This is a genomic window from Methylocystis sp. B8 (assembly GCF_005771425.1).
GTDB lineage: Bacteria > Pseudomonadota > Alphaproteobacteria > Rhizobiales > Beijerinckiaceae > Methylocystis.
Genome location: NZ_VBTZ01000005.1, coordinates 34,378 through 60,899, shown reverse-complemented (window position 1 = coordinate 60,899; position 26,522 = coordinate 34,378). Strand labels below are relative to the sequence as shown.

General features: G+C 61.8%; 25 protein-coding genes. 11 read left to right on the top strand and 14 right to left on the bottom strand.

What is annotated here, in order from left to right; genetic code table 11:
* Positions 1-81: 81 nt before the first annotated feature.
* Positions 82-1,362, bottom strand: a complete 1,281-nt coding sequence (locus FEV16_RS10175; RefSeq protein ID WP_138167527.1) for a cytochrome c peroxidase — start codon at positions 1,360-1,362, stop codon at positions 82-84.
* Positions 1,363-1,710: 348 nt separating this feature from the next.
* Here FEV16_RS10175 and FEV16_RS10170 point away from each other — a divergent pair, with 348 nt between their 5' ends.
* The gene (locus FEV16_RS10170) at positions 1,711-2,778 is read left to right on the top strand and encodes a hypothetical protein (RefSeq protein WP_246657264.1); all 1,068 of its coding nucleotides are present in this window, start codon (positions 1,711-1,713) and stop codon (positions 2,776-2,778) included.
* A 159-nt stretch (positions 2,779-2,937) separates the two neighbouring features.
* Positions 2,938-3,510, top strand: coding sequence for a GTP cyclohydrolase I FolE (folE, locus tag FEV16_RS10165; protein ID WP_138167526.1), 573 nt, complete (start codon positions 2,938-2,940; stop codon positions 3,508-3,510).
* Positions 3,511-3,655: 145 nt separating this feature from the next.
* On the opposite strand, the gene leuB is transcribed toward folE, so the two are convergent.
* A complete protein-coding gene (gene leuB / locus FEV16_RS10160) occupies positions 3,656-4,765 on the bottom strand; it encodes a 3-isopropylmalate dehydrogenase (RefSeq protein WP_138167525.1) in 1,110 nt (369 codons plus the stop codon).
* 246 nt (positions 4,766-5,011) lie between these two features.
* Here leuB and FEV16_RS10155 point away from each other — a divergent pair, with 246 nt between their 5' ends.
* The 3 genes from FEV16_RS10155 to FEV16_RS10145 all read left to right on the top strand — a co-directional run bounded on the left by FEV16_RS10155 (position 5,012) and on the right by FEV16_RS10145 (position 8,161).
* Positions 5,012-5,488, top strand: a complete 477-nt coding sequence (locus tag FEV16_RS10155; RefSeq protein ID WP_138167524.1) for a hypothetical protein — start codon at positions 5,012-5,014, stop codon at positions 5,486-5,488.
* A gap of 179 nt (positions 5,489-5,667) precedes the next feature.
* On the top strand, positions 5,668-6,429 hold the full coding sequence (gene secG, locus FEV16_RS10150; RefSeq protein ID WP_138167523.1) for a preprotein translocase subunit SecG: 762 nt from the start codon (positions 5,668-5,670) through the stop codon (positions 6,427-6,429).
* A gap of 103 nt (positions 6,430-6,532) precedes the next feature.
* Entirely contained in the window at positions 6,533-8,161 is a 1,629-nt protein-coding gene (locus FEV16_RS10145; RefSeq protein WP_138167522.1) for a CTP synthase, read from the top strand.
* Positions 8,162-8,182: 21 nt separating this feature from the next.
* Here the strand turns inward: FEV16_RS10145 and FEV16_RS10140 are convergent, their stop codons facing one another.
* The 4 genes from FEV16_RS10140 to FEV16_RS17445 form a co-directional block, all read right to left on the bottom strand.
* Entirely contained in the window at positions 8,183-8,392 is a 210-nt protein-coding gene (locus tag FEV16_RS10140; RefSeq protein ID WP_138167521.1) for a hypothetical protein, read from the bottom strand.
* Entirely contained in the window at positions 8,379-9,338 is a 960-nt protein-coding gene (locus tag FEV16_RS10135) for a hypothetical protein (RefSeq protein ID WP_138167520.1), read from the bottom strand. The genes FEV16_RS10140 and FEV16_RS10135 overlap by 14 nt, the downstream gene beginning before the upstream one ends.
* Positions 9,339-9,459: 121 nt before the next feature.
* On the bottom strand, positions 9,460-9,858 hold the full coding sequence (locus FEV16_RS10130; protein ID WP_138167519.1) for a carboxymuconolactone decarboxylase family protein: 399 nt from the start codon (positions 9,856-9,858) through the stop codon (positions 9,460-9,462).
* Positions 9,859-9,883: 25 nt separating this feature from the next.
* Positions 9,884-10,015: a hypothetical protein gene (locus FEV16_RS17445; RefSeq protein WP_281404849.1), complete on the bottom strand. Its 132-nt coding sequence runs from the start codon at positions 10,013-10,015 to the stop codon at positions 9,884-9,886.
* Positions 10,016-10,350: 335 nt separating this feature from the next.
* Between FEV16_RS17445 and FEV16_RS10125 the strand changes: the two genes are divergently transcribed.
* From FEV16_RS10125 to FEV16_RS10105, 5 genes are all read left to right on the top strand, one after another.
* Entirely contained in the window at positions 10,351-10,650 is a 300-nt protein-coding gene (locus tag FEV16_RS10125) for a hypothetical protein (RefSeq protein WP_138167518.1), read from the top strand.
* 213 nt (positions 10,651-10,863) lie between these two features.
* Positions 10,864-11,313 carry a host attachment family protein gene (locus FEV16_RS10120; RefSeq protein ID WP_138167517.1) on the top strand — a complete coding sequence of 150 codons (450 nt, stop codon included), beginning with the start codon at positions 10,864-10,866 and terminating at the stop codon, positions 11,311-11,313.
* Positions 11,314-11,553: 240 nt separating this feature from the next.
* The gene (locus FEV16_RS10115; protein WP_138167516.1) at positions 11,554-12,771 is read left to right on the top strand and encodes an alpha/beta hydrolase; all 1,218 of its coding nucleotides are present in this window, start codon (positions 11,554-11,556) and stop codon (positions 12,769-12,771) included.
* A gap of 131 nt (positions 12,772-12,902) precedes the next feature.
* Positions 12,903-13,805 (top strand): hypothetical protein, encoded by a 903-nt coding sequence (locus FEV16_RS10110; protein WP_138167515.1) that lies wholly within the window; start codon positions 12,903-12,905, stop codon positions 13,803-13,805.
* 187 nt (positions 13,806-13,992) lie between these two features.
* Positions 13,993-16,182: a phospholipase D-like domain-containing protein gene (locus tag FEV16_RS10105; RefSeq protein WP_138167514.1), complete on the top strand. Its 2,190-nt coding sequence runs from the start codon at positions 13,993-13,995 to the stop codon at positions 16,180-16,182.
* Between the two features lie 21 nt (positions 16,183-16,203).
* Here FEV16_RS10105 and FEV16_RS10100 read toward each other — a convergent pair whose 3' ends face one another.
* The 5 genes from FEV16_RS10100 to FEV16_RS10080 form a co-directional block, all read right to left on the bottom strand.
* Positions 16,204-17,415 (bottom strand): alpha/beta hydrolase domain-containing protein, encoded by a 1,212-nt coding sequence (locus FEV16_RS10100; RefSeq protein ID WP_138167513.1) that lies wholly within the window; start codon positions 17,413-17,415, stop codon positions 16,204-16,206.
* On the bottom strand, positions 17,318-17,992 hold the full coding sequence (locus tag FEV16_RS10095) for a UdgX family uracil-DNA binding protein (RefSeq protein WP_138167512.1): 675 nt from the start codon (positions 17,990-17,992) through the stop codon (positions 17,318-17,320). Before FEV16_RS10095 ends, FEV16_RS10100 begins: the two co-directional genes overlap by 98 nt.
* A 238-nt stretch (positions 17,993-18,230) precedes the next feature.
* Positions 18,231-19,988, bottom strand: a complete 1,758-nt coding sequence (locus FEV16_RS10090) for a di-heme-cytochrome C peroxidase (protein ID WP_138167511.1) — start codon at positions 19,986-19,988, stop codon at positions 18,231-18,233.
* 129 nt (positions 19,989-20,117) lie between these two features.
* Positions 20,118-20,666, bottom strand: coding sequence for an alpha/beta hydrolase (locus FEV16_RS10085; protein ID WP_138167510.1), 549 nt, complete (start codon positions 20,664-20,666; stop codon positions 20,118-20,120).
* A complete protein-coding gene (locus tag FEV16_RS10080; RefSeq protein WP_138167509.1) occupies positions 20,666-22,351 on the bottom strand; it encodes a lysine--tRNA ligase in 1,686 nt (561 codons plus the stop codon). Before FEV16_RS10080 ends, FEV16_RS10085 begins: the two co-directional genes overlap by 1 nt.
* Positions 22,352-22,569: 218 nt before the next feature.
* Here FEV16_RS10080 and FEV16_RS10075 point away from each other — a divergent pair, with 218 nt between their 5' ends.
* Complete coding sequence (locus tag FEV16_RS10075) at positions 22,570-23,925, top strand: carbohydrate porin (RefSeq protein ID WP_246657263.1); 1,356 nt, start codon at positions 22,570-22,572, stop codon at positions 23,923-23,925.
* A 102-nt stretch (positions 23,926-24,027) separates the two neighbouring features.
* Here the strand turns inward: FEV16_RS10075 and FEV16_RS10070 are convergent, their stop codons facing one another.
* From FEV16_RS10070 to moaA, 3 genes are all read right to left on the bottom strand, one after another.
* Entirely contained in the window at positions 24,028-24,345 is a 318-nt protein-coding gene (locus FEV16_RS10070) for a hypothetical protein (RefSeq protein WP_138167508.1), read from the bottom strand.
* 160 nt (positions 24,346-24,505) lie between these two features.
* Positions 24,506-25,381 (bottom strand): NAD(P)-dependent oxidoreductase, encoded by an 876-nt coding sequence (locus FEV16_RS10065; protein ID WP_138167507.1) that lies wholly within the window; start codon positions 25,379-25,381, stop codon positions 24,506-24,508.
* A 3-nt stretch (positions 25,382-25,384) separates the two neighbouring features.
* A complete protein-coding gene (gene moaA / locus FEV16_RS10060; RefSeq protein WP_138167506.1) occupies positions 25,385-26,422 on the bottom strand; it encodes a GTP 3',8-cyclase MoaA in 1,038 nt (345 codons plus the stop codon).
* Positions 26,423-26,522 lie beyond the last annotated feature (100 nt).

Genomic DNA, 26,522 nt, shown 5'->3' with positions numbered 1-26,522 from the left:
TGGTCGAGTTTCGCTAGAGCTTGCTTGGCGTGTTTCGTTCCGCCCTTGGCGTCGCCCTGGCGGCGGTCGCATGCAAGAGCGTCAACGCAACCGCGACTCGCTGTCCTGTTTCTTTTCTCGATCGGTCAATGTTTTGAGGAAGGCGACGATGGCGTCGATGTCCTGTTCGGACAACCGCGGCTTTTGGCCGGGCTTGCGATCGTACGGAACTTCCTTGACGTTCACATTTTCGTGCGCGGCGGCGGGCAGGTCGTTGAATTTCTCGGGCTTGCCGCGCCGGTCTTTCGGATACCAGTGGCCGGGATCAGTGTCGCGCGTCGCATAAAAGGCGACGACGTCGCGCAGCTTGTCGAAAACGCCATTGTGCAGGTAGGGCTCGGTGACGGCAATATTGCGCAACGTCGGCACCTTGAAGGCGCCGCAGACGCTTTCGACCTTGAAACCTGGGGGAGCGACTTCTGCGAGCCCCTTCCGAGCGCAGAGACCGAGATCAGGAGACGAGTCAGGCTTCGCCGTGCTCGGGATCGCTATATTCTTCGGCCCGCCGAGCGCGTCATAGGTGAAATCGGTGAAAAGCCAATCCTCGGGGTTTCGCGAATCCTCCTTGCCGGCGTGGCAGGCGAGGCAATTGCCCTTCTTTGGATCCTTGAAGAGTTCGAAGCCTTTCTTCTCCAGCGCCGTCAACTGCGCTTCGCCGCGCAGATAATCGTCGAATTTGGAGGCGAAGGGATGGAAGCGCGCGCTCGCCTCGAAGGCGACGACCGCTTGCGCGAGCTTTTCAAAAGCTGCGTCGAGATCGGCGAAAACTTTTTCGCCGTAAACCTGGCGGACAAGGTCGGCGTATGAGCCGTCGCGCACCGCCTCGACGATGAAGCGTTTCGAGGGCGCATTCATTTCGAGCGGATCGAGCATCGGGCCCTCGACCTGCGCAAGGAGATCGCGTGCGCGGCCATCCAGGAACTGTCCGCCAGCCGGAATCTTCTCGATCTCGCCGGTCTCTTCGTCCTTGTCGTCGATGAAGCCGAAGGGCGGCGCGAACGACGCGTACATGATCGAGGGCGTGTTGCGTTTGCCCAAGGACGTCGGCAGCGAACCTCGCGCCACGGCGGGGACAGCAGAGCCGTTATTGCCTTGAAAGGCTTTCGCCGCATCATGGCAGGACGCGCAGGAGACGCCCGCCGGACGCGATAGATTCGTGTCTTCAAAGACGCGCTTTCCCAGCGTCTCCAGCGGCGTGAGATCACGCTCATCTGGCGCGCGCCCGCCAGATGGCGCCGCCTGTGCGCAGAGCGCGAAGCCGAGCCATGCGAAGAGTGCGCAAAGCGTCGCTCGGCGCGCCTTGCGAAAGCAGGAAAGGGTCACTCGAAGCAGGCCCCGACGGAAGAAAAAATCGCGTCTATCGCGCGCGCAAAAATTTTAGAAATTTCAGGGCTCAAAGGTCAATTTCGTTAACTTGGATTCCTTCCAGCAAGGGTGCGAGTTTACGCCGCATCCGCGTCCAGACGATCCGTAACGCGGCGCGCTGTCGCCAGTAACTCATTGAACATAAGTTGATTTCTCGTCAGCAAAGCCTCCCGGCCCAGTACAGCCACATTTTAACGCTTTGCTGCCTGCGAATGGTGTGACTGCGCGCGACTCGTCAGGGAGTTCCTGGCGCGCGGCCAATGAAAGGGTTCAGGCATGGTGGATATCGGCGACGATAAGGAGCTGATGGCTGAATTTGCCGAGTTTAAAGAGTTGTTGCGTCGCGATCTCAACCCGACGACCGCGTCAGCGGCGCCGCCGGTTAAAGGGCTGGAGCGCGCGCCCAAGACAGCTGCGGTCAATGAGGGGCCCTCTCCCCAGGCGCCGCGCGCGGAGGAATCCTGGAGCGCGCTCCACGCAACCGAGGAAGAGTTTTTGAGCGAGCCGGAGGACGCGCGCGAGGGTGGCCGTCGCGCCTTGTTTTTCGCCGCGGCCGCCATCGTCATCACCGGCCTCGCCGCCCTGACATGGGTTTTGGGCCCTTGGGGCGGCGTCGGTCCTAGTGAGGATCCGGCGCTCGCCACCGCGCCGCCTCTAGCCGCTCCGGAGGTTCTCGACGCGGCGGCGACGCAATCGCAAGACGCCACGCCGGTGGAGGATGCCGTCAAAGTTCCTGCGTTAGAGGAGCGCGCGAAAGCGCCGGCGCTCGCCGAGCCGGCGGCTGAGTCTGCGGCGGCCGCAGCTATCGACTCCACGCCGACGCCAGAAGCTCAAGTCCAGGCCGCGCCGGCCGACGCGCCGCGGCCGACCGCGACTGCTCCGGCCGTGGCGCCGCTCGGCGCTTCCATCCCGGTTCCCGCCGGCGCCGCCGCTGCGCCGCAACTCGCGCCCTTGCCGACGGCTCCGGCCGCGTCAGCCTCGACGCCCGCGCAAATTGAGTCGGCGCCGCCGCCGGTGGCGGCCGCTCCGGCGAAGGCGATCGAGCCGCCGCAAACCGACGCGCCCGCCAAGCCCGCTCCGGCGTCTCGGCATGCGGCTGCGCCCGCCGCGCCGGTTTCAGAGCCGCCGACCGCCGTCGCTGAGCCGGTTGAGGCGCCAAAGCCAGCGCCGCGCGCTAAAGTCGCCAAGCCGAAGAAGCCCGCGAAGCCGATCGCGAGCCGTTCGAAGCCTGCTCCAGCAGAGCCAGTCGCCGTCGCGTCGCCGGAGCCGGTAGCGCCGCCTCCGCCTCCGGCGCCCGCAAGCGATGGGCCGCTCGGCTTCGTCAAGAAGTCGGTGAACGCGGTCGGATCGGCGATCGGCGGCTTCGTCCGCTAATCCGATCAATAAAGCTATGAAAAACGCCGGCGCCTTTCGCGTCGGCGTTTTCTTTTGGCGAATGGCGCGATAGTGGCCTTTGCCAAATGGCTTAGCCTGTGACTTTATCCAGACGATTGGGCGGCGCAACTCGCTCGATGACCTTGGAGAGCTGAAGGCATGGCCAAACCCACCCAAGCTGACGCGGAAGCGGCCGTGCGGGTTCTCATTGAATGGGCGGGAGACGACCCCCATCGCGAAGGGCTGATCGACACGCCGGAGCGGGTGGCGCGTTCCTACCGCGAGCTATTCTCAGGCTATGAAGTCGATCCGCGCGACTATCTCAAGCGCACCTTCGACGAGGTCGGCGGCTATGACGAACTCGTGGTCTTAAAGGACATCCGCGTCGTCAGCTTTTGCGAGCATCATCTGCTGCCCGTGACGGGACGCGCCCATGTCGGCTATCTGCCGAACAAGCGCGTGGTCGGCATCTCAAAGCTCGCACGCGTCGTCCATGGCTTTGCGCGCCGGCTGCAGATTCAGGAGAAGTTGACCGCCGAGATCGCTGAAGCCATCCAGGACATTCTGGAGCCTGCGGGCGTCGGCGTCGTCATCGAGGCGGAGCACAGCTGCATGACGCTACGCGGGGTCAACACCACGGGTTCGCTATTGACGACCAGCCGCTTGCTCGGCGTCATCCGCGACGACCCGCGCACCCGCGAGGAATTTCTCGGCATGGTGCACGGGAAGTAAGCGTTGGAACAGGAGCCTCTCAGGCTCGCCCGGTCGCAAGCCTCTTCACAGCCGTCATTGCGAGCAGAGCGAAGCAATCCAGGCTGGGGGCGCGGCCACTGGATTGCTTCGTCGCTACGCTCCTCGCAATGACGGCAAGGCGTCGTTACCCGAGCGTCTTCTTCAGCTCTCCGACGATCGCGTCGCCCATCTCTTTCGTTGAGACGGTCGACGGCGCGTCGCCCTTGATGTCCGCCGTGCGCAGGCCTTTCGCCAGAACATTGGCGATCGCCGCGTCGATGGCGTCGGCCGCTTTCGGCAGATCGAAGCTATAGCGCAGGGCCATGCCGAGCGAGCCGATCATGGCGATCGGATTGGCGATCCCCTTGCCGGCGATGTCGGGCGCCGAGCCGTGGCAGGGCTCATACATGGCGTGGCGCTTGCCCGCCTCATTAGCGGCGCCGAGCGAGGCCGAGGGCAACATGCCGAGCGAGCCGGTGAGCATGGCGGCTTCGTCCGACAGCATGTCGCCGAAGAGATTGTCGGTGACGACGACGTCGAACTGCTTGGGCCAGCGCACGAGCTGCATGGCGAGCGCGTCGGCGAGCATATGTTCGAGCTTCACGTCCGAATATTCGCGCTTGTGCAGCGCCGTGATGACCTCGCGCCACAGATAGCCCGACTTCATCACATTCGATTTCTCGGAGGAGGTCACCTTGTTGCTGCGTTTGCGCGCGAGTTCGAAGGCGACGCGGCCGATGCGCTCGATCTCGTAAGTCTCGTAAACCTGGGTGTCGACGGCGCGCGTCTGGCCGTTGCCGAGATCGATGATTTCCTTCGGCTCGCCGAAATAGACGCCGCCCGTCAATTCGCGCACGATCATGATGTCGAGGCCGTCGACGACCTCGCGCTTCAAGGAGGAGGCGTCGGCGAGCGCCGGATAGCAGATCGCGGGGCGCAGATTGGCGAAAAGGCCCAGATCCTTGCGCAAGCGCAGGAGGCCGGATTCAGGACGCAGGTCGTAAGGCACGCCGTCCCATTTCGGCCCGCCGACGGCGGCGAGCAGCACGGCGTCCGCCTCATGCGCGCGCTTCATATCCGCTTCGCTGATTGCGACCTTATGCGCGTCATAGGCCGCGCCGCCGACCAGCCCCCGCTCGACTTCGAAGCTGGCGACGCCCGCCTCGTTCAAAAGGGCGAGAACCTTCTCGGCTTCGGCGGAAATTTCCGGACCGATGCCGTCGCCAGGCAGGAGCAGGAGCTTGTAAGCGGCCATGAATAACCTCTTCGGCGGCGTTTGAAACTTGCGCCGTCATTAGATCGCGGCGCCGGGCGATGCAACCGCGCCAATGTTTGTTTCGTCGTGCGACAATTCGCGCGACGCGCCGCCCTTGCGAGCGTCCGTGAAGCCGTGCAGCTTGAAAAATGTCAAACGCAAGGGGGCTTCGCGCGCGACGCGCCAATCAACGAGCGACGTCCGCGGGAAGCGTTGCGCAGCGCTGCGCAGTTGGGAGACGCAAAGATGAAGAGCTACAAAACTATCGGGCAAATCATGGCGCTTGGCCTGATCGGCGCTCTCGCCGCCGCCACGCCCGCCAAAGCCTTCTGCCTCGTCAATTGCGAGCCCAAGCCCGAGGACGCGAAGAAGGTTTTCGAAAATCTCGTCAAGAAGAAATTCGACAAGGACGCGGTGATCGAAAAATTCGAGATCACGCGCTTCTGGCCGCTCGACGTCGAAGGGGCCGGCCACGCCGGCTATGAGTTCTATTACACCGCCAACGTGCGCTTCCCGAACGGCGCCAATCTTGAATGCAAGCCCGGGGGCGGGACGAAGCCCGGCTGCTCGGACAATACGAGCTTCTATTCGACGACGATCCAGAACCAGATGATCAAGGACAAGCAATATATCGAGCCGGGCAAAGTCATCGAGTTCAAGGACGAAACCCGCTTCGACCAGGAGGGCGGCGGCTGGAAAGGCCAGGACGGGAATAAATATTAACGGCGATCTCAGCCGTCCCGAGGGCCCAAGCATCGCGAGCCTCGCGGCTCGCGATTTCTCATTTTTAAGCGGCTGTTTGCGCCGGCCTTTGCCCCTTCCGTGCGCGCGGCGCTTGGTGTAGAACGCCGGCCAACGGATTGCGCGCCCGGCTCGGCTGCGGCGCGGCTGGAAGGGTTCACATGCAGCAGGTCATTATCGTGATCCACCTGATGGTGGTGACGGCGCTCGTCATTCTCGTGCTTTATCAAAAGTCCGAGGGCGGCGCGCTCGGCATGGGCGGCAGCGGCGTCTTCACCGGGCGCGGCCAGGCCAATGCGCTCACCCGCGCCACCGGCATTCTCGCGACGATGTTCTTCATCACCAGCATCGCGCTGACCGTGCTGCCCGCCTGGGAGCGTCGCTCAGAGGGCGGCGAGGACTGGACCAAGGCGGTCGACCAGGGAACGATCCAGCTCAAAGAGGTTCCCAAGACCGAGGGCAAGGGCGAGCAGGAAAAAGCGCCGGAGCCCGGTAAGGACAGCATTTTCGACCAGCTTCAGCGCGCCCAGCAGAAGCGCCAGCAGAGCGCGCCCGTAGAGGCGCCGCCGGCCGCAACGACTCCGCCCGCCGCGCCGGCGCCGGTTCAGGAGCCTGCCGCCCCGGCGCCGCAAGCCCCAGCCATAGAGCCGCCGAAGGCCGCCGCGCCTGCGCCGGTAGAAGCGCCGAAGCCTGAAGCCGCCACGCCCGAGCCGCCAAAGAGCGAAGCGCCTGCCGCTCCGACCGAGGCGGCGCCTGCTGCGCCTGTGACGCCGCCGGCTGTCGAAGCGCCGAAGGCGGAGACGCCTGCGCCGGAGGCGAAGCCCGCCGAGTCGCAGATCCAACCCGCTGCGCCGGAATCCAAGCCCGCGGAGCCGGAGAATAAGCCCGCGCCGCCGACGATCTGGAAATCGCCGACCCAATAAGGCGCGTCAAAATCCGCATCGCATGATTTCGGCTGGGGGTTACGGCCCTCGGCCCAATAATTCGCTACCAGAATCGCTGGAAAGGCGTTAGGCGTTAAGCCCCATGGCGCGGTACATCTTCATCACCGGCGGCGTGGTCTCCTCACTTGGCAAGGGCTTGGCGTCGGCGGTTCTCGGCGCGCTTTTGCAGGCGCGCGGCTATACGGTCCGCTTAAGAAAGCTCGATCCCTATCTCAACATCGATCCGGGCACGATGTCGCCCTATCAGCACGGCGAGGTCTTCGTCACCGACGACGGCGCCGAGACCGATCTCGACCTCGGACATTATGAGCGTTTCACTGGGCGTCCCGCCTCGAAGCAGGACAACGTCACAACGGGGCGCATCTATCAGGACATCATCAATAAGGAGCGGCGCGGCGACTATCTCGGCGCGACGATCCAGGTCATTCCGCATGTCACGAACGCCATCAAGGAGTTCATCCTCGAGGGCAATGAGAATGTCGATTTCGCGCTGATCGAGATCGGCGGCACGGTCGGCGACATCGAGGGTCTGCCGTTCTTCGAGGCGATCCGCCAGCTCAAGAACGATCTGCCGCCGCATCACTGCATCTATATTCACCTGACGCTCCTGCCTTACATTCCGAGCGCCGGCGAATTAAAGACGAAGCCGACGCAGCATTCGGTCAAAGAGCTGCGCTCGATCGGCATTCAGCCGGATATTCTGCTCTGCCGCACCGACCGCGAGATTCCGCGCGAAGAGCGCCGCAAGCTCGGACTCTTCTGCAATGTGCGCGAACAGGCGGTGATCGAGGCGCGCGACGCCGCCAACATCTATGACGTGCCGCGCGCCTATCATGCGGCGGGGCTGGATGCGCAAGTGCTCGCCGCTTTCGGCATCGAGCCTGCGCCAAAGCCCGATATGAGCCGCTGGAACGCGGTGACTCAGCGCATCAACAATCCCGAGGGCGAAGTCACCATCGCCGTCGTCGGCAAATATACCGAGATGAAGGACGCCTATAAGAGCCTCATCGAGGCTTTGGCGCATGGCGGTCTCGCGAACCGCGTGAAGGTCAATCTCGACTGGATCGAATCGGAGATTTTCGAAACCGCTGACCCCGCCGCGCATCTTGAACATGTGCACGGCATTCTCGTTCCCGGCGGCTTCGGGCAGCGCGGCGCGGAAGGCAAAATTCTCGCGGCGCGTTTCGCGCGCGAACGCGGCGTGCCCTATTTCGGCATTTGCTTCGGCATGCAGATGGCGGTGATCGAAGCCGCGCGCGCGCTCGCAGGAATCGAGAAGGCGAATTCGACGGAGTTTGGCCCCTGCGAGGAGCCGGTCGTCGGCCTCATGACCGAATGGCTCAAGGGCAATGAATTGGAGAAGCGCGGGGTCGGCGAGGGTCTGGGCGGCACCATGCGCCTTGGCGCCTATCCCGCGCTGTTGAAACCGGGTTCGCGCATCGCGGGGATTTACGGCGCGAGCGAAATCTCCGAGCGCCACCGCCATCGCTATGAGGTGAATTTCGCCTATCGCGATCGGCTGGAGGATTGCGGGCTATTATTCGCCGGCTCTTCGCCCGACGGGCTGTTGCCGGAGACGGTCGAAATCCCGGAGCACCCCTGGTTCATCGGCGTGCAATATCACCCGGAATTGAAGTCGCGCCCCTTCGAGCCGCATCCGCTGTTTGCGAGCTTTATCGCGGCGGCGAAGGCGCAGAGCCGGTTGGTGTAAGGGAAACAGTTTTAAAAAGGACTACCCTGCCTTTTTGGCCTTTTCGTAGCCGCCGCTCCGCAGGAGCCCAGGCATCATGTAATCGGCGCGCCTACGAATAAGATCGCTAGTCTCGCTAACATCCCGTGAAGTTGCGCTGCCCGAGGCTAATTTGCTGGCGTGCTTAAAAATTTCCCGGTCGATGGTCTCGATGTGGGAAGTCGGCCATTCGGTGCGCTTATTTTTGCTCATGACAAATCGCCTCTGCGCGAAGATCGGTTGTTTTCAACAGAAAGGCAATAGCGCTTCCCAAAATTCGTAGTGGCTCGACTGGATCCATTGCCGCATCCTCTGGGCTACGTAAACGAAACCTTTGCGGCGTATCGCTGGTCGCTACCAGAATCCCAAGAGCAGGTTCACTCGCGAGTTTGATGGGTATGGAAGCGATTGAGCGGTAGTGGTGCCGATCACTTTCGCGACAACTTGGATCTGGCGAGTCGAAAATTGCGCGAGCTTCGGCATCGCTAGTGTCTCCGGCAACTATTTCCCTCTGCATTTGAAATGCAGCGCCGACATGACCCTGCCCAGGTTTCCAGTTGCGGTGCGGAGCCTCTTCTTCTGTTCGGGTTGGTCGTCGGCAAACAACGCATTTAAGCTCGTCCGAACTTTGATCGTATAAGTATATCGCAAAATTCCACCTGTCGTTCCCTATACCAAATAAGATGGCCTTTTCTGCGACAACGACGTCAAGCATCGCTCCCAAACGGGGAAGTGTGTCGCCTGCGTGATTGCCCTCCGCGACAGCACTTTCGACCATGTCTTTCAATGCTCCCGCTGTTGAGTACAGACGTGTAAACCATCGAAAATCACCATCTAACGAGGTTATCTCCTTCTCGCGGGAGTCTAGCTCATCTGTGAGCTCATTCGCCCGCTCAATTGCGTCGGCCGTGTTTTCAGTCACGACCTCAAGCAATAGCGCGCCTATAAAAACGAGGATCGCTGCAATTGCTTGAGTTAAGTAAAAAGCCCAGCGATGATCGGGTGGGTACAAATAGGAGAACTGGCTTGCTAATGCCGAAATCAGTGCGCCTCCGAGCACGAAAACGATCTTCTCAAACTTTTTCCATTTGGAGATGGAGCTAAGTAAGTCGTGCGTTTCCTTTCGGATTTCGCGTTTATGCTCTTGAATAGTTTTCATGCGGTCTCAAAGGAGCAGGAGTACATTAAGCTTCGAATCGACTTTGTCGTTAAAAATAAGCCCAAGTCTCAATCGCGAGCAACAAATACAGCTTCCATGACGGGCGTTGTTGGCGCCCCTCTCACCCCACCTCATATTCCTCATCGATCGGCACGCCGAGCGCCGTGACCAGGCGATTCGTCTCCGACGCCATGCCGACGATCGCGAGCAACTCGCGATATTCCTCTTCGCTCATTCCCTTCGCGCGGGCGTTCGCCGTGTGCGAATGGATGCAATAGGGACAGGCGTGGGCGATCGAGACGGCGATATAGATCATCTCCTTGACCTTTGGCTCCAGCACGCCCGGACCCATCACCTGCTTCACGCCATCCCAGGTGCGTTTCAAGGTCGCCGGATCATGCGCGAGCGCGCGCCAGAAGTTGTTCACGAATTCGCTTTTGCGCGTCGCGCGAATGTCGGCGAAGACGTCGCGCGCTTCGGCCGAAAGTTCTTCGTCATTGAGCAGTCGAACCGTGGCCATGATCCTCTCCCGTTGATGCGCGGCTTCACTTGTTGGGGTCGTTCGGCGCCGCTGGCCATGTGCGCGGGCCAGGGTTGACGTGATAGTTCACGCCGCAGCCTGAAATCGCGATGGCGATTGCAAGAAGCAACATCGATTTGACGATTGGCGTAAGCATCTTTTCGCCTCCGCGGGTTGACGCTCACTTTTGTCAGAAAACCGCCATTGGCGCCGCCTGAATCGCTTCGCTTTCGGCTCCTGACAATGGCGCATGTTTTGCGTCGAGGGCCCGCGACACGCGCGCGCATGACATGGGAGGAAGAACGACGCAAGCGACGCGGCCCGCCCCGAATTTTCTGCCTAATTTCAAGGCGCTGCGCTGATTTGACCAAGTCTGCGCCAATTGACGCGCAATATGCTGCAACGCACAATCTTCGCCATGAACCTGCGCTATGCGATTCGACCGACGGGGCGTGCGTCCGTCGAACGCAGCGGCGCGGCAAGGAGGTCACAGTGGAATCGGTCAAGCAGTGGTTTCAGGATTGGTCGGACGCTTGCGAATACGCAAAGGAATGCGCGCCCGACTTCTCCTTTCTTTCGTCTTTCGCCTTCGGCGAACCCTATACGGCGCTCATAAGCCTCGCGGTCGCCTGCTGGCTGATTTGGGCGCTCAACGAGCGCGGGATACGCCGGAAAGCGGCGCTCCTGCAGGCGATGGCCGCACGCGCAGGCGCGGGGTCGCTCGACGCCGCGCTGTCGGAAATGAAGCGCACGTCCGCCAAGGCAGACAAAGAAGAAAAGCTCGCCGCGTAATCGCATAAGGGCGCGATTTGAACGCGCTCCGCGGCGCGTTATCTCTGCCCATGGGCGCGATCCGACGATCGGCGCGCGCGGCCGGGCTTGTGATCGATCTCTCGCGAGGATAGGAGACGCTTGCGTTAGCCAACGGCAGTGCGCCGACGCGGCCGAGCAGGTCGCCTGACGCCAATAAGACTTGAGAACAAGATTGGAAGGCGAGGGAGCATCATGAGCGAATTTTCCGTCGGCAATGGCGCGTGGGTTCTGGTTGGAGACGGCCGCCGGGCGCTCTTTTTCCAAAACCATGGCGACGCCGAACTCCTCGATCTTCGCGTCATTGAAACGCGCATCGACGAAAACCCCGCGACGCGCGAGCAAGGTTCGGACAAGCCCGGCCGCAGCTTCGCCTCCAAGGGCGGCGTGCGCAGCGCCGTCGAAGATTCCGACTGGCATGAGCTTGAAGAGGAGCGCTTCGCGCGCGCCATGGCGGACCGGATCAATAAGGCGGCGGAGTCGGGCGAGTTGAACGCCATCGCCATCATCGCGCCGCCCAAGGCGCTCGGCGAAATTCGCAAAGAGCTGTCAGCGAAGGCGCAAAGCAAGGTCGTCGGCGAACTCGCCAAGGACCTGACCCGCCATCCGCTCAAGGATATCGAGAAGGCGCTGACCCGCGGCTGAAGGCAGGGGAAAGCTTGAGGCTCTCCCCTGCGCAGTCGGAGGCGATTCGTCCCAGCCCCGCCTCCGACGCTCGCTTCTTTGCGAGCGCCACTATAATGCCGCATTCGTCCCAGGAAATCAGCGTGCTTGCGCACAATACGCGCGATCGCCGTATTTGAGCCGCAAAGATGAGCGACTGAGCGTATTTAGCTTCGCCTCAGCGGCGGCGCGCGGCATGAATTATTTGAGCACGGCGGTCTTATGGCGCGGGGACGGATCATATTGGCGGCGCTTTTTGCGCTCGCGTTCAGCGCTTGCGCGAGCCGCCCGCATGGTACGCTGATCCCGACGCATCAGCTCGCGCCCGGCGCGAGCATCGTCGACCTTCTCGTGGTCACGACCAGAGAGCCGGATCCATTAGAGCCCGGCGTCATGTTCTCGGGCGAACGTGGGAGGGGCGTCCACTTCGCCGACATTGCGGTCTCAATCCCGCCGGACGCAGGGCGCGTGATCGGCGACGTGCAATGGCCGCAGGCGCCGACTCCAGACCCCGCCACGCAATTTACGACCGTTCATGCCGACGTGTTGAGCAGGGAGGCGGCGCTCGCGGCGTTCAACGCCCGCATCCGCAAGACGCCGAAGCGGCAAGTGCTTCTCTTCGTCCATGGCTACAACACTCGGTTCGAGGAAGCCGTCTATCGTTTCGCGCAGATCGTCCATGATTCTGGCGCCGACGTTACGCCCGTGCTGTTCACTTGGCCGTCGCGCGGCCGACTGCTGCAATATGGCTATGATCATGAGAGCGCCAGCTATTCGCGGGACGCTTTGGAAAGCGTGCTGCAGGCGCTGCAGCGCGATCGGGACGTTGGCGAAATTTCAATTCTCGCGCATTCGATGGGCAATTGGGTGACGCTCGAAGCGCTGCGCCAGATGGCGATCCGCAATGGTCACATTGGATCGAAAATCGAGAACGTGATGCTCGCCGCGCCCGACGTCGATTTCGACGTTTTCCGGCGTCAGATTGCGGAGATCGGGATTCGACCGTCGGTCTTCACGCTGTTCGCTTCGCGCGACGATGACGCGCTCGCAGCGTCCCGCCGGTTCTGGGGCAATACGCGATTGGGCGCCGTCAATCCGAACGCGCCGCCCTATCACGAGGTCCTCGATCGCGATCGAATCAGAGCCGTCGACCTTACCTACGTCGCCTCCAGCGATCCCCTGGGGCACAGCACCTTCGCCTCCTCTCCGGAGGTCGTGCGCTCGATCGGCATGAGGCTCGCGCAGGGTCAGCCGCTGAAGGAGGGCCAAGCGGGCGTCGGCGATCAGCTCGGACTTGTGACGGCCGGCGCGGTTTCGGCGGTCGGCGGCGTGGCTGGGGCGGCGGTCGCCGCGCCTTTCGCCATCGTCGACCCGGCGACGCGCGAGAATTTGAGCGAACATCTGAACGCCGCGGGGCAAAGCCTCGATCCGCAATATTAACCGCGCCCGCGGGTTAGTCGTCGACAACCAATCTATTTTAACGCTCTGTTGCGGCGATGTGACAGTCAGCGCGGCCGAACCCCGTTAGGGTCAAACGCTCGCGACGATCACCGCACGGGACTTCAATCGCAATGTCATTTATGCGTCAGCTTCTCGCCGTTCTGGCGGTCGCCTTCGCTGTGTCTGCCGCACGCGCCGACACGCCTTCCTGGTGGACGCCTCCGATTTCGGAACATCCCCCATCCAAGCGCGCGGTCGATGGCGTCAACGCCAAGCTCGAAGGTTTCGGCGGCGGGTCATACTGGCTCGGCTTTGCGCGTTTGAACAACGCCTCGGCCGGCGGCGTGGGGTCGATCACCGCCCCGGTCGGCGACCGTTTCGGTTTTCAGATTGACGCCCTCGCGGCGGGCCATCGCGGCTTCTTTGTGAGCGCCGGCGCGGGTCATGCCTTTTGGCGCGACCCGAGCGTCGGTCTTCTCGGCGCCTATGGGGCGATCGCCAACGATAAGCGTCTGGACGACACGCGTTTCCGGCTGGGCGCGGAAGGCGCCTATTATTACGGACCGTTCTCGCTCGCCAGCGTCGCCGGCTACGAAGAGAGCTCCGGCCATTTCTTCACGCCGCTCGGCTACGCGCCTGGGTTCCTCGCCTATCAATGGCAGCCGCGGCGCGGGCGCTTCTTCGACATGGTCGATATCAGCTTCTATCCGACCTACAACGTCAAATTTTCGGTCGGACATCGTTTCGTCGGGGGTCGCCATGCGGCGGCTTTCGCGGGCGAAGCGCTCATCTGGAATCTCGGCAATTCGGCCGTCACCGGCTTCATCGAAAGCCGCGTCGGCGAGGATGATTACAAGGCCGTCTGGGGCGGCGTTCGTATCTATCTCGGCCAAAGCGACAAAACGCTCATCGTTCGGCACCGCGAGGACGATCCGATGAACTGGCTGAAGGACGACATGTTCGCGTCGCAGAACAGCGTCCGCACCGGGGCGATGCCCTTGCCGCAGATCGCACCCGCGCCTCCGCCGTTCTGAACGCGGCCTGGTCCTTCGCCTTCTTTGACGCGCGGAACCCGCGATCTATCTTGACGCCGGGTTTTTGTTCTCAATTCCTAAAAAGGCGCCGCCCGCCCCATAGTTAGCGTGACAGTCACACCAAGTTGATGTTTAATATCCGTAGTTACTCTCATTTTCTTTTCAGATGTAATTATAGGGGATACGGATGAATTTGATCACGCGCGCGGGCGCTTGGTGCAACGGCGAAGTCGCCTACATCGCGTGGGACGTGAAAGAGCCGATCAAAGACTGTATCGGCTTCATGGTGACGCGCGTCCACGATACGGGCGCCGATGCAGGCAAGCGTCGTATACTTCCTACCTGGATCGCCTTCGCCGATCAGAACAACCCAAATTGGAATGAGCAGGACTCGTCCGTTTGGCCGATTCAGAACTTTGAATGGCGCGACCTCACGCTTCGTAAATCACGCGACAACACGAACGTTCGTCCTATCGATTTCGAAGTTCATTACGAGATCGTTCCCGTCGCGCTTGCAAAAGCCGGCCAAACGCCGATTCCTCCTTCAGCAACGGCGCCGGCGACAGACCCGCAGGGCATGCCGAGTTATGAAGGGCCGAAGCATCCGCTGGTCCAGATCGGTCAACCGTTCAAGACCAACAGGATTCGAGTGACGCACACTTATGGCCGAAACATTAGGGCCACATTTACGAATGGAATCCTTTCGACCCAAAACCTTGTTCGACAGCTCAGTAGCGTAAACAAAGCGCCGCCCAAGGAAATCATGGCCGATGCCGCCTCGAGCGACGCGAAGAGACGGATTAGGAGTGCGCAGCAGAAGGAAGAACACCTGCTGACCACGCTGAAACGGGAGATCAATAATCAGGACTCGCCGATCCGAAAATATTTGATGGGAGACGTATATAAATTCCTCACCGAACTCATCGACCGAGCCAAAAACGAGGGTGGACAGATCTATCTCGCATTGTACGAGTTGGATGACATCCAACTTATTCCGTTGCTGGTCGACGCAATGAAGCGCAGGCTGATCCATATTGTTCTGACGACCGCGGGGAATTTGAATCCCAACCCAAAGGGAACATCTAAGGAAGAGCGTCAGCCAATAATATGGGATACCGAGAACGATGATCCTCGTCGGCAATTGCACGCAGCCGCAGATGGCGAAAAGGATCGCGTAATCGACCGAATGTTTAACTCCACTGCCCGGATCGGGCACAACAAATTTGCAGTTTATGTCAGGGACGATAAGCCGGTGGCGGTTATGACCGGCAGCACAAACTGGACCAAGACCGGTCTCTGCACGCAGTCGAATAATTGCATCATCATTGAGGATGCAGGTTTGGCCGCTGACTATTTTGCTTACTGGAACAGGCTAAAAAGCGACAAGCAGCCTGCCCGCAAAGCGCTGAAGGTGAGGAAGAGCGGCAAGACCATATCGGGCGCTAGCCCGAACTCCGCGAAACAAGGAGCGGTCCTTAGAAGCGCCAATCATAAAGCGCCGAAAGAGCGAGCTCTTACGGAGGGCGCCGCCCGCGTATGGTTCTCGCCAAACACCAAACAGCCCACTGTCCCTAAAACGAGCGCCGTACGGCCAGTCGATTTGGAGGAAGTATATCAGCGGATGGACGCCGCCAAGAGCGCCATCATGTTTCTGGTGTTTATGCCTGGAAGATCCGGCGTCAACAATGTCGTCGGTGAAGCGGCAACTATTGCCAATTCCGCCCGTGTGGGTACGTCCGACGGTGAAAGTCTGCGGCTGGCGAGAAGGCTGACCACGATCGCAAACAAGGGTCGATTTGTGATGGGCGCCATCAGCGATCCTTCAGCGATGCCGGACTACAAACCTCCCTCCGACGGCGCCAAAAAGAAGGGCGGAATTAAATTACCGCCACCCGCGATTTGGTGGCCGGGGGGCGATCAGAGTCAAGTCGCTCTCGTCCGCGCGGCGGCCGTCCGGATTCCGTTTGGTAACCTGCGACCCGAATTGCTGACCGCGGGGCACGCCATCATCCACGACAAGATTATCGTTATTGATCCGCTGGACGAAGAAAATTGTACGGTTATTACGGGTAGTCACAACCTGGGATACAAGGCCTCCTACTGCAACGATGAAAATCTGCTGATCATTAAAGGAAACCGCGATCTGGCAATTTCCTACGCAGTGCATGTGATCGATCTCTATCAGCATTATCTGATGCGCGCGCGGCTCGAAGAAAAGATCCGAAAGGACATCATGGCCGGCAAGCTCAAATCTTACGACGATGCTGCCGCCCATTCGATCCCGCATGGTCTGCTAACGCTCGGCGACGACTGGCAGAAGCGGCATCTGAAAAACCGGGCGCAATCCAGCATGGCTTACTTCATGGCGAATGCTTAGCCTTGAATTCGTCTCCACATTTTAGAAAGGCGCTGATCTCGCCGCGGCGACATAGGCGTCGGCGTCCCGCTGTAACAACAGCCGCTCCTTGACGAGCTTGTCGGCGATAATGCGCATCGTCGCGACGAAATAGGCGCGCGATCCATAGCGCTCGACGAGCGACGGGCGTGGATCGCCATTTTTTTCGCCATCCGGTTTTGTCGCGGGGAAAGGGATCGCCGCGCCCGCGACGCAGAGCTGCCCTTTCTTGTTTTTTTGCGCATTGAAGCCCGTGAAGGTCGCAATGGGGAGCGCGAGGTCCGGCAGACGCAGGCCGGGGACGTCATTGCCGTCAGCGTCGATTTTCGGAACGCGCCTCGCCCCCTCAGGCGGCGCGGGCAAATCGGCAACTTTCGGCCACTTCAGATCCTGCGCCGGCGTTAGATCGCCATCGCGCAGCGCGCGCGAGGCGGGCGGCGCGATGGCCTTCGCCGTCCATTCGTCGAGCGCGACGAATAGCGCCCGCAGCGGCGGCGCGATGGCGCGCGCGTTGATGGGCGCGACGCAATTTGTCGCCGTGGTCGAACTGGCGACGCCAGCGAGATAAAAGCGTCGGCCGTTCGGCGGCGCGCTCTTCTCAAATTCGATGCGCGGCTTCTCGCGCCAATAGGCGTCGGCGCCCCAGGTTGCGATGAAGCGCGCTGGGCTTCCCGGCTCGCGGCTCGCGTCATGAAGCAACAGTCCGTCGAATGCCGAGGCCGCGTTCGACATGGCGTCGGCGTCGGCGCCCTGCGCGCGGCCGAGGACGCGCTTCATCTTGAGCGCGCCGCGAATATGCCCAAGCACATCGCGCAACGCTGGCTCTTTGGCTTTGTCGGGGAGCTTGGCGACATCGAGCGTCAGCACGGCGAGTCCGCGTTCGAGCGCGAGCGGCTTCACGTCCTCGCTCGGTTGCGTCTCGATCAGAATGGACTTTGCGCCGCCGCTTGGCGATTGCGCCGGCTTCGACAACGTTCCAGCGACCTCGTAGGTCGTTCCATCGAGTTTCACCGTCGCGGAAACGGCTTCTCCCGCTCCGTCCGGCGGCGTTTCGAACTTCAGCAGTTCGGCGCGCGCCGCGCCGGCAAACGCAAGGGACGCGACGAGCGCGAAGGCGCTAGCGCGCTGCGCGCGCCTCGTCCTTTTCGATCCAGCTTGCGATCTTACTAAGATCGGCGAGAAAACCTCGCCAGGCTTGTCGCTTATCCGATTCATCCTTCAAACGTAGCAGAGATGATGGGTGGACGGTCGCCAAGAATTGCGCGCCGCCATCGAGGTCGAAGATTTCGCCGCGCAGCTGCGATACCGCCTCTGAGCGGCCGAGCGCGCAGCGGATCGCGGTCGCGCCGAGCGCCACGATCAGTCCAGGTTGGAGCAAAGCGCGTTCGCGATCGAGCCACCAGCGGCAGGCGTCGATCTCCCCGGCGTCTGGCTTCTTGTGCAGACGGCGCTTGCCGCGCGGATCGAATTTGAAATGTTTCACCGCATTGGTGACAAAGCATTTATCGCGCTCGACGCCGGCGCGCTCCAGCGCGATGTCGAGGAGCTTGCCCGAAGGTCCGACGAAGGGCCGCCCGGACCGATCTTCCACATCTCCCGGCTGCTCGCCGATCAGCAGAACGCGCGCCTGCGGCGATCCTTCTCCAGGAACGACTTGAGTGGCGTTTTTATAGAGCGGACAACGAGTGCATTCAGCCTCTTGTCCGGCGAGCGCCGAAAGAGACTTCGCTTCGGTCAATAAGTCGATTGCCGGCGAAGGCTTCGCCCGGATTACGATTTGGGATTTCTCCACGCGACCTTTCCACTAGATCACGCTGCGTTTAGGCGGAATCGCCTAAACGCAGATGACGTGATCGATTCCAAAAGCTTAGAGCGCGCTTTGCGCGAAAATCCGGTATCCACTTTTTCGCGAGCCGCGCTCTAGCAGCGTCGCAAGCGACTCCAAGAAGGTCGATATAGGCGTCGCTGCGCCGGGGAAAAGCTGACCTGAACGGGAATCTCGGGACGACGGCCGTCCCGAGTCGCGTCGATCAAAGCGTTTTCAGATATTCGAGCAGCGCGCGTTTATCGGCGTCGCTCAATGACGTCCCAAAGTCGTGACCGCAATGGCTGACCCCTGAGCCTCTGTTGCAATCCGTTTTCATCAGGAAGGTCGACTTCGGCTGCTCTACCGCGAGGCCCACAACGGAAACGTCATAGGCAGGACCGACTTTAAAGTCCGCGACGCGCTGTTGCGGCGGCTTCAAGAGCTCGGCGAGCGACGGCACCGAGGCGTTGTGCAGGTAAGGCGCCGCCGCCCAGACGCCTTCGAGCACGCGAGCCTCGAACTTGATCTTGCCTTCGGTTTCCGGCGCGCGGCGGCAGGCCCAGCGTCCGGCGCCGGGCGTGCCCGGAATCTTGTAGACGCCCTTCAGCTCTTCGATCAAAGGCTGCAGAATCGCCAACGCGACGTCGGCCCTCTGTCGTTCGACCGTATTCACCGTGACCGGAATGAAGTGTTGCAGGATCGCGCCGCGCACAGCGGTCGCCAGCACTGAGACGGGCATGTCCTTCCTGTCGAGCGGCTGTGACACGAAGGGAATGAAGGCGCCCGTCAGCGCGCCGGTGTCGACCTTCCAGTCCGGCGCGAAATATTGATATTCCCGCGCGTCGGTGCCGACGTCCTGAACTGGCGTGCACCAAGTGTCCGGATTGAGCAGTCGCGGCTGGCCTCGATCGATTCCGTGGCAATCAGCGCATCCGCCCTCTTCATAGGGACGCTGATAGATCAGCTTGCCTTGCCCGGCGAGCGTCATGTCCACGGGCCACGGCCATTTCGGCGGACCGATCCGCTCGACGAGATGCTCCAATTCGATCAGCCCTTTGAAGTCGACGGAATTGGATTTGACGTAATTGAAGCCGAGGAGATGCGTGGCGTCCTTCTCGGGGAAGAATTCGCCGAAGACGCCGTAGACCTGTCCGACGTTTCTGGACATGGCCAGAATGCGGTCGCCGTTATCGGCGAAGCCCGGCCACTGCGTATGGTCCTGCCGCGGCGCGTTCCAAAGGAACGGCGGCCGCACCGGCGCATCGGCCTTTCGCATGTTCCCGATAATCATGTGCGTCGGCCCCGGACCGATGTCGAGGCCAGTGACGCGATTGAGGATCATGCCGACGGCGTCGATGCGTCCGGAGCCCCAAGGCCTATCTTTCGGCAGGCCGGCTTCGGTGATGGCGTGGTGACGCGCATACCAGAGATCGACTTCGGCGCGCAGCTTGGTTTCTTTCTGCGGATCGTAGCCGCTTCCGAGAATGGCCTTGGCGAATTCCGAAAAGGACGTCGGGTCAGCAAGAACTTTGCCCACGACCGTATCGAGATCGGCCCAAAGCGCGCCCATGTCGGCGAGCGCCGGTCCGCCGTCAATGCGGTAGGCTTTTCCCTCGACGTCGATCTGGCGCGTATGGCAGGCGGCGCAGGAGGGACCCAACACGCCGTCGGATACGACGAAGCCGACCGGCAGCCCCGGCGTCGGGCTTGCAGGATTGGCGAGATAGCCGTAGCGCGCCAATCCATCGGCAAGGAAGGGCTGCCCGTCCGCCTGCTTGAGCGCTTTGATCCAATCCCAAGGAATGAGGCGAGAGCCCTGGCTCGTGCTGTAAAAGCCGTTCCAAGCCTTTTCATCCCAAGGACCGGCGTCCGGAATTGAAGAGGGCTGTTCGACGCGTTCGAACGCCGACGCGCTGGGCGAGGCTGCTGCGAAAATGCCGATTGCAAGCGCAGCGGAGCGGAAAGCTTTTGTGATGCTCATCTCAAATCTTCTCAATGAACGGCCGTTACAAAAACGCGTCGACGCCGATTGCGGCAAGGCTGCGACCGTCGCGCCGCGTCAAAGTCGATGATCGCTAATAGGGTGTCAATACTCCGAATTAATGACGGCTTAAAGCTTCGCCATGAAATTGGCGAAGGCGAGCGATCCTTCCGGCCAGGGTCCATGGCCGCTATCGACATTGATATGGCCGGCGGCGCCGGCATCGATGAATTGCGCCCCGATATCCTGCGAGAGATGACGCGCGAAGAGCAGATCCGCGTAAGGGTCATCGCTGCTGCCGACCATCGCCGCAGGAAAGGGAAGTCGCGCGCGGGGAATCGGCAGAAAGGCGGAATCAACTGACGGCAATTCTCGGATCACCGCTTCCGATGGCGGCGCGACGAGAAAGGCGCCGGCGATTCTTTTCCCGACGCGTTGCGCTGCATGAAGAGCTGCGATGACGCCGAGCGAATGCGCGACGATCACCACGGGCCGCGCGCTTGCGAGAACTTCGCGCGCGATCGTCTCTTCCCACTCGGCGCGTATTGGCTTCTCAAAGTCGCGCTGAGTCACGCGTCTGGCTGTGGAGAGTTTCGCCTGCCAGCGCGTCTGCCAATGATCGGGGCCTGAGTCGCTCCAGCCCGACACGATGAGAATGTCAGCGTCTGCTGCGCGCATCAGGCGGTTTCGCGCGCGACAAAGGCGCCGCTAAGCGCGTCCTCGATCAGCTTGCGCGTCTCGGCGACGCCGTAGAGCGCAATGAAAGAGCCAAAGCGCGGTCCCTTCTTCTCGCCGAGCAGCACTTCATAGAGCATGTTGAAGAAGTCGTTGGAGACGCCGGGACGCTCAGGCGTCGCGCCCTTGGCGTTAAAGTCCTGATAGCGCGGCACGGCGCGGGCGACATCGTAAAGCGCCGTCTGTATCTCTTCGGCGCTTGCGAGCTCCATGCCCGAGAGCGTTTGATTGATCTTTTGCAGCACGTCGCGCTCGACCTCGTCCGCGGCGCGATAGCTTTTCGCGGGCTTCACGAAATCGCGGAAATAAGCGACGGCGTAGCCCACGAGCTTATTGAGCCGTGGATGATTTTCCGGCGTCGCGGATGGCGCATAGCGACGCAGAAAGCCCCAAAGCACCGCGGGGTCTTCGGCGTTGGCGACGGCGGCAAGATTGAGCAGCATGGAGAAGGAAACGCTCGTTCCCTTCGTCTCGCCCTGATGCGCCAGCGTCTCGGACTCTGGCGGATCGCCGGCGTGAATGTGCCATACCGGATTGCCGAGACGATTCTTCCAGTCCTGGCGTGGGTAAGCGTCGAGGAAATTCAGATAGTCGTCGACGGCGCGCGGGATCACGTCGAAATAGAGCCGCTTGGCGGCGGTCGGCTTCTGAAACATGAATTGCGCGAGGCTCTCGGGGCTGGCGTAGGTCAGCCATTCCTCGATCGTCAGGCCGTTGCCCTTCGACTTCGAGATTTTCTGGCCCTTCTCGTCGAGGAAGAGTTCGTAATTGAAGCCTTCCGGCGCCCGTCCGCCGAGCGCGCGCACGATCGCGCCTGAGAGTTTCACCGACTCGATGAGGTCCTTGCCGGCCATCTCGTAATCGACGTTAAGCGCATACCAGCGCATCGCCCAGTCCGGCTTCCATTGTAGTTTGCAATGGCCGCCGGTGACGGGCGTCGTGAATTTTTCGCCCGTGTCCGGATCGCTCCAGGAGATCGTGCCGGCTTGCGCGTCGTAGCTCTCGAGCGGAACCTGCATGACGATGCCGGTCTTCGGATGAACGGGTAAGAAGGGCGAATAGGTCGCTGCGCGCTCCTCGCGAAAGCTCGGCAGCATGATCTTCATCACCGCGTCGTAGCGCGCGAGCATGTGCTTCAAGGCGGCGTCGAAACGGCCGCTCTTATAATATTCCGTCGACGACGCGAATTCATAGTCGAAGCCGAAGGCGTCGAGGAAGGCGCGCAGCCGCGCATTATTATGCGCGCCGAAACTGTCATGCGTGCCGAAAGGGTCCGGCACCTGCGTCAGGGGCTTGCCGAGGTTCGCCGCGACCAGCTCTTTGTTCGGAATGTTGTCGGGGACCTTGCGCAGCCCGTCCATGTCATCCGAGAAGGCGATGAGGCGCGTCGCGATTCTGCCCTCGGTCAGGACCTCAAAAGCGCGGCGCACCATGCTGGTGCGGGCGACCTCGCCGAAGGTGCCGATATGCGGCAGGCCTGACGGGCCGTACCCGGTCTCGAACAGCACGCTCTTTTGACCGCTCGCCTCGACCCGTTTGACGAGCTTTCGCGCCTCTTCGAACGGCCAGGCGGGCGAGACGCGCGCGGCTTCGACGAGTTCGGACGACAAAAGGAGCGGTGCGGACATGGGATGCGAGCTGGCCAATCTTTAGGGGAGGCGCGCACAGTAGGGAGAGGGGCTCGGGGCGTCAACGAATAAGCCCCCCACATTCGGCGGCTCGCGTGGGGACTCTGGCGAAACGAAGGCTCGTGACTGTTGCGCGCCAGCGATAGACAAGCGCGGCTAGGGCGTTAAGCTTCACGGGCATTTGATTCACGAACGGACTTCGCGCGGGGCCAATAAGGATGTGGCGAAGGAAGTCGAGCGGGCCGGCCTCCCCAAAAAGGCGAGGCATACGCGGGCGCCATTCGACCGCCGCGGCTTGCGTCATTGCCGCGGCCGTCAGTGTCGTAGCCATCGTCCCGCCAGCCCTGGCTGAAGACGAGACCGTCTCCCTCGCCAAGCAGAAATCGCTGACCGACACGCCGGACGGACCCAAGGACCAACTGCGCAAGTTCGGCATCGACCTCGACGTCTGGATCACACAATTTTACCAGGGCATTCCCGCTGGCGCGCTCGATCGGACGGCGCAATACGGCGGCAAGATGGACACCTTCCTGCGCGTCGACGGCGAAAAGCTCGGGTTCTGGAAAGGGCCCAAATTCAACGCGCAATATGAGCATTACTTCGGCCGCAACATAAATCGCCAGGATTTGGCGCTGCTGCCTGTCAACGTCGCGCTCGCCTTCGTCGCGCGCGACGTCTACCACTCGGCCCTTTCAATGACGCTGACGCAGGAGTTCAGCGAGCACTTCTCGGTGACGATCGGCAAGTTCAATATGCTGACGCTCGCCTCGCAGACGCCGCTCGTCGGCGGCGGCGGCATCGACACCTTCATGAACCGCGCCTTCGCGCTGCCCTCGACCGGCATCGGCGTCAGCTCGCCGGAAACGGTCGCCGACCGTCTGATCATCGCGCCGCCCTATCTCTTGGGCGGCGTCGCCGCGCTCAAGACCCAATATTTCGATCTCAAAATCATGGTGGCCGACCCGCGCAACGCCCAGCAGCCGCGCGTCATCGAACGGCCTTTCGAGCGCGGAATCGGCGCCGGCCTGATGGCGACCGTGCCCGTCGAGATTGGCGGCCTCAAGGGCTTCCATACCTTTCGCTTCGCCTACAGCAATGCGCGGGGCTTCGACCTCGAAGACATCGGCGAAAGCGCGGCGATCGCCCGGCTCAGAGGAATTACAAAAAAAGGCTATCGCTTCGTTTCATACGCCATCCAGCAATATCTGATGCAGAGCGAGACTGACCCCAAAGTCGGCTGGGGGCTGTTCACCCTCGCGACTCTCTCGGACGGCAATCCCAATCCGGTCAGATGGAGCATGCTCGTCGGTCTCGCCGGCAATAATCTGATGGCGGGACGCGAGGAGGATCGCTGGGGCGTCGGATTTTACCATTTTGGCCTCAGCCAGCCGCTCCTCTCTGGACTGGCCGTAAGGCGGATTTATCGCCGCAGCGAGGGCGGCGTCGAGGCCTTTTATAATTTCGCGGTGACGCGCTGGCTGCGGCTCTCAGGCGACATTCAAATCATCGATCCGTGGAATCCGGAGAGGTTGCGGGCGAGCTATGTCGGACTGCGTCTGCAGACGAAGTTCTAGGAAAACAATTCAGCGAAAACAAAAAGGCGAAGACGTCCGTTTCCGAACCATCTTCGCCCAAGGCCAGCCCTTTGGCCTAATCCGGGTGCGCGACTCTTGGCGTCAATTCGCGCAGGAGACGCTACGCATGTAACGGACGCGACCACGCTCGTCAGCCTTCGGCATAATGACGAGCGTGCAATCTTCATCCTCCGCGCCATAGGCGCGCCCCACTCGGATCGCCGGTCCGCGCGCCAGCGGACGCATGCCGACGTCGTTAAGGCTCACGGCGGCTTGGACGCCAGTGGCTGCGGATTGGCTCTTCGGATCAAACGTCGAGGGCGCGGCCGCGACAGCAGCGACCGCGCAGATTGCGACGGTGAATCCGAGGATAACCCGCGACGTGCGGCTCGCGAACGGGCTTTCGCGCGAAACGGCCATTAATAGGGCTCCCACATTGTATCGGGAATTTCTGCCCCAGATCGCTACTCGAACGATGCGAACCCTGGACGCTTCCTCTTTTTTGCGGGGGAGAAACGTCCGGCCCCGCTAATGGTTCCGTCGCAGTCGGAAATTTTTAAGGTTTCGCCTCAATTTCGCCTTATCGCTCAAGACGGGCGATAAGGCTCGACGTGTCCCAGCGCCGCCCGCCCATATTTTCGACTTCGGCATAGAACTGGTCGACGAGCGCCGCGACCGGCAGTCGCGCGCCGTTGCGCCGCGCCTCGGCGAGGCAGATCGCCAGGTCCTTGCGCATCCATTCGACCGCGAAGCCGAAATCGAACTCCCCGGCGACCATTGTTTTTGTGCGATTTTCCATCTGCCAGGACTGCGCCGCGCCATTCTTGAGAAGATCGACGACATTCTTGGCGTCGAGGCCCGCGGCGCCGGCGAAGTGAAGCGCCTCGGCCAGGCTCTGAACCAGGCCGGCGATGGCGATCTGATTCACCATCTTGGTGAGCTGCCCGGCGCCCGGCGGCCCCATCAGCCGGCAGGCGCGGGCGTAGCAGGCGATCACCGGCTCCGCCTTGGCGAAGACCGAAGGATCGCCGCCGCACATGACGGTCAGCGCGCCCTTTTCGGCGCCGGCCTGGCCGCCGGAGATCGGCGCGTCGATGAAGCCGAGGCCACGTTCGGCCGCCGCGGCGTGGAGTTCGCGCGCGACCTGGGCCGAGGCGGTGGTATGATCGACAAAGACCGCGCCCGCCGACATGCCGGCGAAAGCGCCCGCTTCGCCGATCGTCACCACGCGCAGATCGTCGTCATTGCCGACGCAGGAAAAGATGAATTGCGCGCCCGTAGCCGCTTCGCGGGGCGTGGAGAACCATTGTGCGCCGGGATGGGCGGCGGCGAATTTCTCGGCTTTTGCGGCGGTGCGGTTATAGACGCGCACTCTATGTCCGGCGCGATGGAGGTGGCCGGCCATGGGATAGCCCATGACGCCAAGGCCGATGAAAGCGACGATTGCTGGCGCCATTACTCAGCCGCCCGTCATGCTCATATGGCGGGAGACGGATGGGGCCGGCGCCGTTCGGTCGATGATGAAGTCGTGGCCCTTGGGCTTGCGCAGGATGGCGGTCTCGATCGCTTGATGCAGAAGCGCGTCATCCGCGCTTTCGCGCAGCGGCGCGCGCAAATCCGCCGCGTCCTCCTGGCCGAGGCACATATAAAGCGTGCCGGTGCAGGTGACGCGCACACGATTGCAGCTTTCGCAGAAATTATGGGTGAGCGGCGTGATGAAGCCGATGCGCCCGCCAGTCTCGCGCGCGCGCACATAGCGCGCCGGTCCGCCCGTGCGATAGTCGATCTCGTCGAGCGTGAAGGCTTCGCTCAGCCGCTCGCGGACCGCCTGCATCGGCAAATATTGGTCAGCGCGTTCAGGCCCGTCCAATTCGCCGAGCGGCATCACTTCGATGAAGGTCATGTCCATTCCGTTCTCGTGAGCGAAACGCACGAGCGGCACAAACTCGTCTTCATTGACGCCTTTCAGCGCCACGGCGTTGAGCTTCACCTTGAGGCCGGCGGCGCGGGCGGCGGCGATGCCCTCTAAAACCTGCGCATGCGCGCCGCTTCTGGTCAGCGCCCGAAATTGGTCTGGGTCGAGCGTGTCGAGCGAGACGTTGACGCGCTTAACGCCGCAGTCGGCGAGCTCGGCCGCGAAGCGCGAAAGCTGCGAGCCGTTGGTGGTGAGCGTCAGCTCCTCAAGCGCGCCGGATGCAAGATGTCGCGACAGGGCGCGAAACAGCTTCATCACGTCGTGGCGCACCAGCGGCTCGCCGCCGGTGATACGCAGACTTTTGGTTCCGCGCGCGACAAAGGCGGAGCAGAGTCTATCAAGCTCCTCGAGTGTCAGCAGGTCGCGGCGCGGCAGGAACTGCATATGTTCCGACATGCAATAGACGCAGCGGAAGTCGCATCGATCGGTGACGGAAACGCGCAGGTAAGAGATCGTCCGCCCGAAGGGGTCGACAAGCGGCGCCGGCGCGATTGGCGCGGGCGTCCTGGCGTGGGCGTTCATCCTTATCCTCGGACCGGCGGAATTTCAGCTTCACCCATATATTGCCGGAAAGCGGGCGCGTGAAGCCCACAGGGCGGCTCGCCGTCGGCCGGGATCAAAG

Bases quoted from the DNA above. Each gene is read 5' to 3' on its own strand.
- FEV16_RS10170 (WP_246657264.1), top strand. From the start codon at position 1,711: ATGGCTGAATTTGCCGAGTTTAAAGAGTTGTTGCGTCGCGATCTCAAC.
- folE (WP_138167526.1), top strand. From the start codon at position 2,938: ATGGCCAAACCCACCCAAGCTGACGCGGAAGCGGCCGTGCGGGTTCTC.
- leuB (WP_138167525.1), bottom strand. From the start codon at position 4,765: ATGGCCGCTTACAAGCTCCTGCTCCTGCCTGGCGACGGCATCGGTCCG.
- FEV16_RS10155 (WP_138167524.1), top strand. From the start codon at position 5,012: ATGAAGAGCTACAAAACTATCGGGCAAATCATGGCGCTTGGCCTGATC.
- secG (WP_138167523.1), top strand. From the start codon at position 5,668: ATGCAGCAGGTCATTATCGTGATCCACCTGATGGTGGTGACGGCGCTC.
- FEV16_RS10145 (WP_138167522.1), top strand. From the start codon at position 6,533: ATGGCGCGGTACATCTTCATCACCGGCGGCGTGGTCTCCTCACTTGGC.
- FEV16_RS10140 (WP_138167521.1), bottom strand. From the start codon at position 8,392: ATGAGCAAAAATAAGCGCACCGAATGGCCGACTTCCCACATCGAGACC.
- FEV16_RS10135 (WP_138167520.1), bottom strand. From the start codon at position 9,338: ATGAAAACTATTCAAGAGCATAAACGCGAAATCCGAAAGGAAACGCAC.
- FEV16_RS10130 (WP_138167519.1), bottom strand. From the start codon at position 9,858: ATGGCCACGGTTCGACTGCTCAATGACGAAGAACTTTCGGCCGAAGCG.
- FEV16_RS17445 (WP_281404849.1), bottom strand. From the start codon at position 10,015: ATGCTTACGCCAATCGTCAAATCGATGTTGCTTCTTGCAATCGCCATC.
- FEV16_RS10120 (WP_138167517.1), top strand. From the start codon at position 10,864: ATGAGCGAATTTTCCGTCGGCAATGGCGCGTGGGTTCTGGTTGGAGAC.
- FEV16_RS10115 (WP_138167516.1), top strand. From the start codon at position 11,554: ATGGCGCGGGGACGGATCATATTGGCGGCGCTTTTTGCGCTCGCGTTC.
- FEV16_RS10110 (WP_138167515.1), top strand. From the start codon at position 12,903: ATGTCATTTATGCGTCAGCTTCTCGCCGTTCTGGCGGTCGCCTTCGCT.
- FEV16_RS10105 (WP_138167514.1), top strand. From the start codon at position 13,993: ATGAATTTGATCACGCGCGCGGGCGCTTGGTGCAACGGCGAAGTCGCC.
- FEV16_RS10100 (WP_138167513.1), bottom strand. From the start codon at position 17,415: ATGAATCGGATAAGCGACAAGCCTGGCGAGGTTTTCTCGCCGATCTTA.
- FEV16_RS10090 (WP_138167511.1), bottom strand. From the start codon at position 19,988: ATGAGCATCACAAAAGCTTTCCGCTCCGCTGCGCTTGCAATCGGCATT.
- FEV16_RS10085 (WP_138167510.1), bottom strand. From the start codon at position 20,666: ATGCGCGCAGCAGACGCTGACATTCTCATCGTGTCGGGCTGGAGCGAC.
- FEV16_RS10080 (WP_138167509.1), bottom strand. From the start codon at position 22,351: ATGTCCGCACCGCTCCTTTTGTCGTCCGAACTCGTCGAAGCCGCGCGC.
- FEV16_RS10075 (WP_246657263.1), top strand. From the start codon at position 22,570: ATGTGGCGAAGGAAGTCGAGCGGGCCGGCCTCCCCAAAAAGGCGAGGC.
- FEV16_RS10070 (WP_138167508.1), bottom strand. From the start codon at position 24,345: ATGGCCGTTTCGCGCGAAAGCCCGTTCGCGAGCCGCACGTCGCGGGTT.
- FEV16_RS10065 (WP_138167507.1), bottom strand. From the start codon at position 25,381: ATGGCGCCAGCAATCGTCGCTTTCATCGGCCTTGGCGTCATGGGCTAT.
- moaA (WP_138167506.1), bottom strand. From the start codon at position 26,422: ATGAACGCCCACGCCAGGACGCCCGCGCCAATCGCGCCGGCGCCGCTT.